The 12161-nt window shown below is 28.0% G+C and carries 9 protein-coding genes; all 9 read left to right on the forward strand.

The window, feature by feature from the left end:
- Positions 1–78 precede the first annotated feature (78 nt).
- On the forward strand, positions 79–909 hold the full coding sequence (locus OW730_RS07530; RefSeq protein WP_271228435.1) for a MerR family transcriptional regulator: 831 nt from the start codon (positions 79–81) through the stop codon (positions 907–909).
- 114 nt (positions 910–1023) lie between these two features.
- A complete protein-coding gene (locus tag OW730_RS07535) occupies positions 1024–2235 on the forward strand; it encodes a class I SAM-dependent rRNA methyltransferase (protein WP_271228436.1) in 1212 nt (403 codons plus the stop codon).
- A gap of 296 nt (positions 2236–2531) precedes the next feature.
- On the forward strand, positions 2532–2759 hold the full coding sequence (tlp, locus tag OW730_RS07540; protein ID WP_271228437.1) for a small acid-soluble spore protein Tlp: 228 nt from the start codon (positions 2532–2534) through the stop codon (positions 2757–2759).
- Between the two features lie 98 nt (positions 2760–2857).
- Positions 2858–3184, forward strand: coding sequence for a DUF1904 domain-containing protein (locus OW730_RS07545; protein WP_271228438.1), 327 nt, complete (start codon positions 2858–2860; stop codon positions 3182–3184).
- Positions 3185–3675: 491 nt separating this feature from the next.
- The gene (locus OW730_RS07550) at positions 3676–5778 is read left to right on the forward strand and encodes a choice-of-anchor J domain-containing protein (protein ID WP_271228439.1); all 2103 of its coding nucleotides are present in this window, start codon (positions 3676–3678) and stop codon (positions 5776–5778) included.
- Positions 5779–6115: 337 nt separating this feature from the next.
- Positions 6116–8581, forward strand: coding sequence for a cellulose biosynthesis cyclic di-GMP-binding regulatory protein BcsB (locus OW730_RS07555; protein ID WP_271228440.1), 2466 nt, complete (start codon positions 6116–6118; stop codon positions 8579–8581).
- Positions 8582–8635: 54 nt separating this feature from the next.
- Positions 8636–9019, forward strand: coding sequence for a DUF2304 domain-containing protein (locus OW730_RS07560; RefSeq protein WP_271228441.1), 384 nt, complete (start codon positions 8636–8638; stop codon positions 9017–9019).
- A 43-nt stretch (positions 9020–9062) separates the two neighbouring features.
- Complete coding sequence (locus OW730_RS07565) at positions 9063–11210, forward strand: NAD-dependent epimerase/dehydratase family protein (RefSeq protein WP_271229533.1); 2148 nt, start codon at positions 9063–9065, stop codon at positions 11208–11210.
- 7 nt (positions 11211–11217) lie between these two features.
- The gene (locus tag OW730_RS07570; RefSeq protein ID WP_271228442.1) at positions 11218–12126 is read left to right on the forward strand and encodes a hypothetical protein; all 909 of its coding nucleotides are present in this window, start codon (positions 11218–11220) and stop codon (positions 12124–12126) included.
- Positions 12127–12161 lie beyond the last annotated feature (35 nt).

A 12161-nucleotide genomic window follows, 5' to 3' on the forward strand; every position in this document is an offset into this window, starting at 1 on the left:
TTTAAATATTTACTAAGAGAATAATAAGGTATATAGTAACTATATAGTCAAGGAGTTTATTGAAAGGAATTTATAAATATGAGAAATGAAGAGTATTTTACTACAGGAGAATTTGCAAAGCTGTCAAATGTATCTAAACAAACTTTAATTTATTATGATAAATCTGGGGTGTTTTCTCCTATATATAAAGATGAACATAATTTCAGGTACTATTCTTTAGAACAATTCGAGGCATTAGATACATTAATAAGCCTTAGGGAAATTGGGGTACCACTAAAAGAGATTAAGGCATATCTAAGTGATAAAGATATGGAAAGTTTATCAGAGTTGCTAAAGAATAAAAATGAAGAAATAAAGAAGCAAATCAATAAGTTAAAACATATTAGTACCAAAATAGAAAATAAATCTTTAAAGTTAGAAAAAGCTATAGAACAGCAATTTATTCAAGAACCTTACTTTAAAAGATGTGATACGACCTATATTTTAACTTCTAGTGTTGAGAGTGATGATTATAAAAAAATAATGGTAAAAATTATTGATTTTATTAATTACTGCAGAGATAAAGAGGAGTTTGATAATGGAAATCCTATTGGAGGTATAATAAAAAAAGAAGACATACTAAGGGGCAAGTTTAATAAGATAAAGGAAATATATATTATTATTGATAGTAAAACTTTAAAGGATAATGAAAGGGCTAGACAAGAGGGAATGTATGCATGCATTAATCATAGGGGTGGTTATGATACAACACATATTTCATATAAAAAGTTAATAGAGTTTATAGAAAAGAGTGGATATGAGATTATAGGAGATGCTTATGAAAATGAACTTATAGGATATCTTTCAGCGCAATCACAGGAGGAATATTTGATAGAGTTGTCTATACAAGTGCGAAAAGTTATAAATTAAATTTTGTTATAGTAAGTAAAGAGTATGATTATATTAAATTACAAAAAGATTACTACTAATGATATAATGATTAAAGATTATTAAAAATAAAAGACAAGAGATTGGATGGAGAAGATGAAAAAAGAAATTACTGTAAAGGTGAAATCAAGATTTGTAGATAAATTTAAAAGTGGATATCCATTAATTTTCAAAGAGGCAATAATAAATATTGATGTTTTTGAAAAAGAAGGGGACATAGTTAAGCTAGTAGATGAAAGAAATAAATTTATCGGAAGAGGATATTATGGAAAACAAAATAAAGGATATGGATGGATTCTTAGTAGAAAAGAAAATATAAAAATAGATATAAAGTTTTTTGAAAATAAGATAGTTTCTGCTTTAAATAAGAGAGTCTCTCTTTATAAAAGTCGTGACACAAATGCATTTAGAGTCTTTAATGGTGAGGGAGACGGTATAGGTGGTTTAACTATTGACTATTTTGACGGTTATTACTTAATAAATTGGTATAGTAAAGGTATTTACAAGTTTAGAGATTGTGTCATTAATTCATTAAAGAGATTGGTTGAATTCAAGGGTATTTATCAAAAAAAGAGATTTGATGAACAAGGTAAATATATTGAAGAGGATGGATTTGTACTTGGTGAAAGAGGTCAATTTCCCATTATTGTAAAAGAAAACGGAGTAAACTTTGCGGTATATTTGAATGAAGGTGCAATGGTTGGAGTGTTTTTGGATCAAAGAAATGTAAGAAATACTATTAGAAACAAGTATTCAAAAGGAAAGACAGTTTTAAATACATTTTCTTATACAGGTGCCTTCTCAGTATATGCAGCTTTAGGCGGAGCAAAAAAAACAACCAGTGTTGATCTTGCCAATAGAAGTTTAGCAAAGACAATCGAACAATTTAGCATAAACGGAATAGATTATGAAGCTCATGATATAGTGGTGGAAGATGTGTTTAATTACTTTAAGTATGCTTTAAAGAAAGAGTTGAAGTTTGATGTAGTTATACTTGATCCTCCGAGTTTTGCTAAATCAAAGAAGTTTAAATTTAGTGCAGCTACTGATTATAAAAATCTTTTAAAAGAAGCTATAGGCATTACAGAAGATAATGGAGTAATAGTAGCATCAACCAATTGTAGTTCTTTTGGAATGACAAAATTTAAAGGTTTTATCCAGGAGGCATTCAAAGAAATGCATGGTAAGTACAAGATTTTAGAGGAGTTTTCACTACCATCAGATTTTAGAACAAATAAGGAGTATGAAGAAAGTAACTATCTTAAAGTTGTATTTATCAAGAAAATCAAAGGGGAGTACTTAAATTAGAGAGATTCATCAACAAATTTAACCACGACAGTATGTCGTGGTTTATTTATTAGTAGAGTAATACTTAAAGACGTTTTAAGTTGAAATTTTTTACTGTTAAAATATTATAAATAGCAAGAATTTTATTTAATAATTTTAGGAAAGTTAGTTAAGCATTGTACATAATGGGAAAATGGGCTCAATAAAATGAAATTACAATTGGGAATAACAAATATATTTATAGAAATAATAAATTAAGAGGTGTTTATTTATTAAAATCACACCAAAATATTATTGAACAAAGGAGAGAAGATAATATGAAACCGAACAAAGATGATAGAAGAGATAACGTAGAAAGAATTCAATACAATATTGATAAGACTATACAAAACTATCGTTTAGCAGAAGAGATGATTGAAATAACAGATGATGAAAAGACGAAAGAAGCATTGGAAGCTAAAAATGATAGAAGATTAGAATCTCTTGCAGGTATGAGAAGTGAAATTAAAGACGAAGCAGAAGCTAGACAAAAGGGATATAAATAAAGTTTATTATTATATTTTAACGAATAGTAAGTATCACTGAAAAAAGTGATACTTTTTTTGTTATAATTAAAAAATGAAAACTAAAGGAGGAGAATTATATGCCGCAGTTAAAATTTAGAGGAATTAAAAAAGAAAATATAATTAATATCAGTGAACAACTTTTAAAAGATCTTGTAGATATAGTAGGATGTCCTGAAGATTATTTCACATTTGAACATATACATAGTGATTTTATATTTAAAGGTGAAGAGGTTGAAGGTTATCCTTTTGTTGAGATGGCTTGGTTTGATAGAGGTCAAGAGGTTAGAGATAAAGTTGCCAAAGCTGTAACTACATATATTCAAGGAGAAGGATATAAGGATGTTGATATGTTTTTTGTAACATTGAAAGAAGATAGTTATTATGAGAATGGGGAGCATTTTTAGAGTTTGAATAAATATTATTTTGATGCCTAGGAGAGAAGAAGTTTTCCTAGGTATTTCTTTTGATTTTTTAGTGTAGTTATGATAATTAGGAAAAAGTATATACTTTTAATAAAAGATTTAAAAATTCAGAAAATTGCATCATTAAAAGAAGTGATAAATTAAGAAAAATGTAAAATAATTTATTTTATTATACTTCTTAATTTTACATATTTCGCGCAAAATTTGTAATATAATAAAAATGTAGATTTTGTAAGTTTTTGATGATTTTATGTGAAAATTCATGGATGCTAGGGGAATTGAATAATTTTAGTATCTCAATGAATGTAGGGGTTTAAAATTATATTAGTTTTTGAATTGATAACTTAGGATGAAGACTTTAATTCAGAATCTAAGCAAAAGCTTTTATTATCTATAATATTTTTTCAAACTCATGAAATTTGGGTGAATGGAAAAAATATATTTTAAAACATTAAAAATTAGGGGTGACGTGGATGAGAAAAAGATTATCAATTGCTTTAACTTTAGCTTTAGGTTTTGGTATGCTCACGAATGTAGGAGTTACAGAAGTAGAAGCAACCACACTTAATGAGAAACCAGTTGAGTCTATGAGAAGTTTAGATGCTGGTATTAATTTAAGAGAATTAGAAAATGATGCAGAGTATATGAAAGATGCTTTAGAGCAGATAAAAGAAAATGCATCAAAAATTAATTTTAATGAGGAACAGACAGAAAAAGCAGAAGAAGATACTGACAGTAACTTCACATTTAATGGAGGTTCTAAATATTTCTTAGGAATGGAGAAAGAATTTATTTTATGTACACTAAGAAGTGTTGGAGAAAATGTTGAAGTTTGGGTAGCAAATGATTTGTCTTATGGATATGATAGACCTGCAGATGTTGTTACACAAAAGCATGCAGATATGATGAGAGATGAATTTGAAAATAAAATATATAAGAAAGATACTGAGTTCTTTGGTAATGAAGATTACCATGATGGAACAAATTCAATGCTAGAAGCTGCTGGATATGTTCCAGAGGGATATTATAAATCAGAAACAGGTAAGAATATCATACTAATAACAAATGTAAAAGATGATTCATATTATCAAGATGTTAACACATTTGTTGCTGGATTCTATTGGGGATTAATTGAAAGATATATTGATAGAAACATTATAACAATAGATTCTTTTGCATTACATGCTAGAATGCCTAATGATAATCCAAAATGGCAAGATTTCCAATATGATATCTTTGGAACAGTAGCACATGAATATCAACACTTGATTCATGATGATAATGATTCTGCTGAAGAAACTTGGATTAATGAAGGTATGTCAGATTTTGCACAATATCTTTGTGGATATGGACATAGTACAAGCCATGTTAATGCTTTTATAGAGAAACCAGAAAACTCATTATTAATTTGGGGAGACTATAAAGGTACTGAAATCTTAGCTGATTATGGACAAGCATACTTGATGCAATTATATTTAAATGACCACTATGGCAAAGACTTCGTAAGAACATTAGCTACAAATGGAGAGCATCAGGGTATTGAAAGTGTTAATGATGTATTAGCTAAATTTAATACAGGAATTGATTTTGAAGAACTATTTAGAAGATTTACTATTGCATGTGCAATAGATGATCCAAAGACAGAAAATGGTATATATAATTTTGATAGTATTGATTTAAAAATAAATTATGAAACAGCAAAATTAAATGATAAAGATGGTGTACCAGCATGGGGTGCAGATTATAAGGAAATTCTAAAAGCTAATAAGATTCATGATATTAAAATAGATGGTATGGATTTATTACCTATACCTTGGAGAGTTGAGAATGATCCGTTAGGAAGCGAAGAAAAAGTTCTTTGGGGTAATAATGGAAATAACAAAGATAATTTCTTAGTATTAGAAGCAGATTTAACAAATGTAACTAAAGCAACTTTAAAATTTGATAACTACTATCAAATAGAAGAAGCTTGGGATTTTGGAATGGTTCAAGTATCTGTTGATAATGGTAAGAGTTGGATTTCACTTGAAAATGAATATACAACTTCTGAACATGATCCTAATGCAGCTGATAATATTGTAGCAAACTTACCTGGATTTACTGGAATGAGCGGTGAACAGTGGAAATCTGAATCATTTGATTTAAGTAAATATGCAGGTCAGAAGATTCATGTTGCATTCAGATACATGACAGACCCAGGTACTAATGAAGCTGGATGGTTCATTGATAACATTGAAATCCCTGAGATTCAATATTCTAATGATTGTAGTTCAATTGAAGGATTTGTGAATATTAAACAATTAGAAGGTAAGTATGTTGAATATGCACTTAGCTTTATTAACGAAAAGTTAGATGAAGAGACTAATGAATATAAGTATAGTGTATTAAATATTGACCCTATGAATGTAGTTGAAGATGAGGCTATACAGCTTAAAAAATTCTTAAGCGGTGGAAGAAATTACATGATAGTTTGGTATGCAGCAGCTTCAGATTCAAAAGATTATGTGCCATTTAGTTATGAAATAACAACTAAAAGTGAGTATGCTAAAAATAAAAAAGGTAAAAATAAGAAATAAGTTAAGAAACTAGAAAAACCTGATTTAATAGAGAGAATTATAATCTGTTAAATCGGGTTTTATTTTAATGCATAAAGTTAAGTAATTATAGTAAGAATTGTGTGGCTACATATATACTTACATTTACTTTTTAATTAAAAAGAAATATAATAATACTAAGAAAAGTATAAGAAAAATGAGAGAAATAGTCGTAAGACGGTAGAAAAATAATGGGTAACATGTGGAAAATATATAAAAATAAGCAAAAATGAAACAAAAAAAGGAAATATGTGATAAAAATTGAAAAGGTGTAATATATTCAATAAGTTGTTACCTAATATTTTAGGAGGTATTACGTATGAAAAAGATAATTTGGATTCTTCTTTGTATTTTTTTATTTGTCAATGTGGGCATCGGTGAATGGGAAATAGCTAAAGCTGAAGAAATTCAATATTATATACAAGTTGGAGCACTTACTAAAAAAGAAAGTGTAGAGAGTTTAAAAAATAAATTGAATAGAAATGGGTATGAACCATATACTAATCTTTCAGGTAAAGTCACTAGAGTTTTTGTGGGAAAATATAGCACTGAAGCTGAGGCAGAAAAAGATATAAAAAAATTACAATCAATTGGTATAAGGGGATTTATAAAATCAGAACTAGTCAATGAAGATGTGCAAGATAATCAGAATTTAAGTAATAGTAGAACTAATAAAGAGGATGCAGCTACTGAGAGTGAAAAAGCTAATAGTCGCGATGGAAAGAATACAAATGAAACATATAAAAATTTTGGGCTTTTAAATGATGTAACTATAAATAATGAAAATGGGAGTCATGTTTTTTTCTTTGAAGTAAGTAAACATTGGAATGTAGAAAATACATCTTATTTAAATTTAGTAGTAAGTCAAAGCCAATTAAATGATAAAAAAGATTCGATTTTAACAGTTTATATAAACGATGTACCTGTGTATACAAAGTCTTTATTTAATAAAGATAAATCCAATGAAAATATAAGAATACAAATTCCTGTTGATAAAATAACTGAAGGATTTAACTCAGTAAAGATAAGGGTTTTTAGAGACATGGCTAAAAACATGAGTGTAGAGGAAGACAATTCTAAGAACTGGGTGGTATTTCATAAAGAATCACATGTTCATATAGATTTTACAGATGTAAAAGATAGTTTAAAAATTAATGACTATCCATATCCATATTTAAATGTAAGCAATAGTATGCCATCAAACAGCATGTTTATCATACCTGACAATGGAACAAGTCATCTTATGGAAGCTGCTGTAATTTTATCTTCAAACTTTGGTCAAAGAAGAAGATTTGAAGATGTTAACATTAATATATTCAAGTATTCAGATGCTGTAGAAAAGGATCAAACCAATGTTATTTATATTGGAACAAAAGCTGATTTGCCAGAAGAAATATTAGATAATTTATCACAAGCTGAGAAATACATTATTGAAAGTGATGCTCTTATTAAAGAAATAGTATCTCCTTATAATAAAAAATATAAGATGCTGATGATTATTTCAAATAATAAAGAAAACTTAATGAAAGCAGTACAATCTCTTTGTTACGACAACATGGTTATGAAAATGAATGCAGACACTCAGTACATCAGCAGTAAAGTCGCAATAGATATTCCAATTAATGAAAAAGCAGATTACTTTAATTTGGAGAAGCTGGGGTATAGTGATCTATTACTAGAGGGTCTATTTAGACAACAGGTTGTATATAGAGTACAGATACCGAAAAGCAAAGTAATTAAAGAGGGGGCAAAAGTAGTAGTCAAAATCAGATATTCCAAAATAATAAATTTTGAGAAATCCCTTATGACAATCTATATCAATAATAACCCTATTGGAAGTAAAGTGTTAAGTGAAACTACAGCAGATAATGATAGTTATGAAATAGAAATTCCAAAAGAACTTCTAGATGAAGAATTTTATGATGTGAAAATTGCTTTCGATTTAGAAATGAAAGATAGCTACAAGAAGACTGAAACACAAAAAAGTGTATGGGCATTTATTTCAAAAGAATCATATTTATACTTACCTTTTGAAAATAAAGTGGATACGTACTTTGAAGATTATACAAGTCACTTTATAAAGAATAACAGTTTTAATGATGTGCTAATTGTAATGCCTGATAATCCATCTAATGGAGCGCTTAAGGTTATGGCAAATATAGCATCTTTCTTAGGTCATGAAATTGAGAAAATAAGTAATATTAACGTTATTAAAAGCAATGAGTTTTGGGATAAACATAAAGATAAAAATATAATAGCTATTGGAGAAGGAATTAATAATAGTTTTATACAGAATTTGAATGAAGATTTGCATATAAAATTTAATTCATCATTTAATAAATTTGTTTCCAGTAAAAAGATTAATATTCCAGATGCTTATAATGGAAATTTAGGGGTGCTTCAGCTTATTGAATCCCCATATAACGAGAATGCAAATATCATGGTAATAACATCAACAAAAGAAGAAGGGCTTCTATGGTGTAATAAATATCTCACAAATTTTGATTATGTATCACAATTAAGAGGTAATGCTCTTACAATTGATGAATCAGGAAATATTAATTGGGAAAAATTCGGTGATGACTTTGATCTGGAAATAAATGAAAAAGAAGTAGAAGAAGAAAAAACTCAAAAAGAGAAAATTACTAGAGGTAATCAATTACGAAATATATTAATTTTTGTAGCATCTATATTAATTTTTGTTATTGCAAGTACCTTGTTTTTATTAAGAAAAGAAAGAAGCAGAAAGAGAAGAAGAAAAAGAAGACGAGGTAATAGAAGATAATAAAATATAAATGGCTAATATAATAATTTTTATATAAGAAATGGGATGATGAGTATGAGCATTTTGGTTAATATAGGGACTGTAGTTGCAGGTTTGATAGTAATTTTATATGTTATTAAATTAATGGTAAATAAAAAGATGACTGAATCACAGTCGGTATTATGGTTAATTATTGGGGTTGTTTTCATTGTAATTGGTTGTTTCCCTTCACTAATTGCAACCGCAGCAGATATATTAGGAATATGGTATGCCCCTTCTATTGTTTTCTTAATTGCTTTTATAGGCTTATTATTTATTGTTTTTAAGAATTCAGTTCTATTATCCATTCAAAGTAATCAAATCAGTGAATTATTCATGCAGATTGCTTTATTAAATATGGAGAATGAAAAGTTGAAGGAAGAACTCAAGTTAAAGGGTAAGGAGGGGGATTATCATTAAAGTACTAATTTTTGGAGAATATGATGTATTTACTTTAAGTTTAATCTCAAGATTAAAGAAAGAAGATTGTCAGGTTTTAGTTGTTACAGGGAATATAAGAAAGAAAAGGAATAAGCCCTTAGAGGTTTTCCAAGAATACAATTTTGCATATGACAGTGATAGTATTTCTTATATATTTAAGAGTGTTGAAGCGGATATAGTTATTTTTACTGGTGCATTAGACAGAGGGTTTGACTGGAAGAATGAATCTAAGCAGGCATCTAAGTATATGGCTGGCTTAACTAATGTTATGATACAGTGTCAGGAATCGAATATTAAAAAATTTATATATATTTCTTCAACTTCTGTATTTGATGGTAATCCAGAGGGGGTAGTTACAGAATATACAGAACCAATTGCTATAAATAATCGTAATAAAGCTATTTTAATGGGTGAAGAAATATGTAAAAACTATCATAAAGAAGCCAATTTTACTATAAGTATTGCTAGAGTTAGCGAAATTTATGGAAAGTATAAGGATGAAGTTCTAGAAGATAATATTTGTACAAGGTTATGCAAAGATGCAATAAAGGGGAGAAAAGTTACAATTCACGAAAACAAACAGCATAACTTAATATACGTGGATGATGTTGTTGATGGTATATACAGAATTACAAAGAAAAATTCAGATGGGAATAATGTGTATCATATAGTGTCACAAGGGGCTTCAAATTATTCTGAAGAGCAGTTAGTTCAAGTGTTAGAAGAAATAACACATAAAAAAATTAAAATAGATATAAAAGAGCCTTCAGATAATTATAGTAATCATAATTATGAAGCACAAAATAGTGAGAAACTAGGATTTAATGAGAAATATGATGTTAAAAAAGGATTAAAGAATATATATGGAGTTATAGAAAAAAAATCAGCTTATGTAGATAAAAGAGATAAAGAAGACCAATCCTTTTTTGGAAGCCTATTTAAATTTAACCATATAAGAAAGAGCAAAATACTCCCATTACTTGAGAATCTACTCTTCTTTGTAATAGTACAATTTTTTATAGTGCTTACTAGAAATATGTATTTTCATGAGGTAATTGATGTATATTTACTATTTGTAATAATTATTGCATTAATCTATGGATATGTACAAGCTGTCTTTTCTGTTATCTTCAGTATTATAGGTAAAATATTTATTTCTTTATCGTGGGGGAGTGAATATTTGGCTTTTAATGATTATAATGTATATCTTTGGATTCTTCAAATATTTACAATAGGAGTCTTGGTAGGATATTTGAAGGATAAATATAAAAGAAAATTTGAAGATTTAAATGACGAAAAGGATTATTTGCAAGGAGAACTTACAAATATTAAGGATATTAATAGCAGTAATGTTGAAGTTAGAAGTTTATATGAAAAAAGGCTTATAAATTATAAAGATAGCTTTGCTAGAATTTATAATATAGTATCTCAACTGGATGCTATAGAACCAGAAAGGGTTATATTTAAGGCTGTTAATGTTATACGTGAAATAATGAATACTAATGATGTTGCAATTTATACTTGCGATAGAAATTCGCCATTTTGCAGGTTGATGGCAGCTTCTTCTAAGAAAGCAAAGACCTTAAAAAAATCCTTAAAAATCTCTTCTCATGAGGATATGTATATGAAACTTAAGAGGCAAGAGATGTATTTAAACAATACAATGAATCCAGAACATCCTATGATAGCTGGAGGAACATATAAGGATGGACAGTTACAGACTATAATTATGATTTGGTCTATGCCTTTTGAAAATAACAATCTGTATGAAGTAAATGTTTTTGGTGTACTATGTAAACTTGTTGAGAGAACAATGGAAAGAGCATTTGAATATATGGAAAATATAAACAAATCCTATAATAGGAAAAGAGATGGTGTTCTTAATGCAAAAACATTTGAAAAAACACTTCAGTTATATGCATATGGTGAACAAGAGAAATTAGTTGAGTTCTCATTATTAAAGGTAGAAGCATATGAGGGGATGTCTGAAGATATGTTTTATTCATTGTTAAAACAGCAAGTTAGGGATACGGATTATATAGGGGTTAATAGTAATGATGAAACATATATTCTTTTAACTAACTCTAATCAAAAAGAAGCACAATATGTTATTGATAGATTAAGGAAAAATCAAATTATAGTAGAAATTGGTGGTAGAAATGCAAGCTAATTATCAAATGAGTAAATTGGAAATAATAATTTGTGTTTTATTATTAAATTTTATTATTGCACTGGTATATCTTCTTTTTAAATTGTTAAAAAAAGATTTGAATGGTGGAATAATAATGTGTAATTTTATGATTATATGTCCAGTAGTAGGACCATTGTATCTGTTTTTTTCATGGTTTATATATGAAATATATTTCAAAAGAAGAGATAGCGATATTAACCTTGAGGAATTAAGTTTAAGCAAGGAAAGAATCAAAATGATCTTAAAACCTGATATGAGAAAAGCATTAAATAAAGTATCACTAGAAGATGTTCTTATAGTATCTGATAAAAAGAGTGCAAGAGAGCTACTACTTGATGTAGTAAGAGAGGATAGCAACAGCTCTGCAAAAGCAATATTAAAAGCAGTGGAGCATAAAGATAGTGAAGTTTCCCACTATGCAGCTTCAGCTATTTCAGATATTATTAATGAATTTAAAGCAAATGAAAAACAATTAAGAAATGAGTACCTTAAAGATAAGGAAAATAGTGAGTTATGTAACAAGTATATAGATTACCTGAATAATTTCTTATCACAAAAGATATTATCATCTGCAGAACAAAGATTTTATTCTCGTTTGTTTGAAGAGTTAGTAATAACAATGGAAGAGTATTTGCCATTGGAACTTTCAGGAGAATTATATAATAAGCTTGTATGTATTTTGTTAGACATAGGGGAGAATGATAGAGCAAATGTTTGGGTTGAAAAAGCATTAAAAGAAAATGAAAATGAATTAGAGAGTTATAAAGCTGCATTAAGATATTATTACATGAATGAAGATAGAAGCGAATTTTTATTATTGATGGATAAATTAAAAAAATCTGATGTGGTGTTGGATCATGAGATGTTAGAGAAGGTACGATTTTTTAGTCATTAGGAGAGAGGTGGTCAATTGCTTATTAAAAATTTAAT

Source organism: Oceanirhabdus sp. W0125-5 (assembly GCF_027938815.1).
In the GTDB taxonomy this organism is placed as follows: domain Bacteria; phylum Bacillota; class Clostridia; order Clostridiales; family Clostridiaceae; genus Oceanirhabdus.

Coding starts and splice junctions, on each gene's coding strand:
- OW730_RS07555 (WP_271228440.1), top strand. CDS start 6,116: ATGAAAAAGATAATTTGGATTCTTCTTTGTATTTTTTTATTTGTCAAT.
- OW730_RS07545 (WP_271228438.1), top strand. CDS start 2,858: ATGCCGCAGTTAAAATTTAGAGGAATTAAAAAAGAAAATATAATTAAT.
- OW730_RS07570 (WP_271228442.1), top strand. CDS start 11,218: ATGAGTAAATTGGAAATAATAATTTGTGTTTTATTATTAAATTTTATT.
- OW730_RS07550 (WP_271228439.1), top strand. CDS start 3,676: ATGAGAAAAAGATTATCAATTGCTTTAACTTTAGCTTTAGGTTTTGGT.
- OW730_RS07560 (WP_271228441.1), top strand. CDS start 8,636: ATGAGCATTTTGGTTAATATAGGGACTGTAGTTGCAGGTTTGATAGTA.
- OW730_RS07530 (WP_271228435.1), top strand. CDS start 79: ATGAGAAATGAAGAGTATTTTACTACAGGAGAATTTGCAAAGCTGTCA.
- tlp (WP_271228437.1), top strand. CDS start 2,532: ATGAAACCGAACAAAGATGATAGAAGAGATAACGTAGAAAGAATTCAA.
- OW730_RS07535 (WP_271228436.1), top strand. CDS start 1,024: ATGAAAAAAGAAATTACTGTAAAGGTGAAATCAAGATTTGTAGATAAA.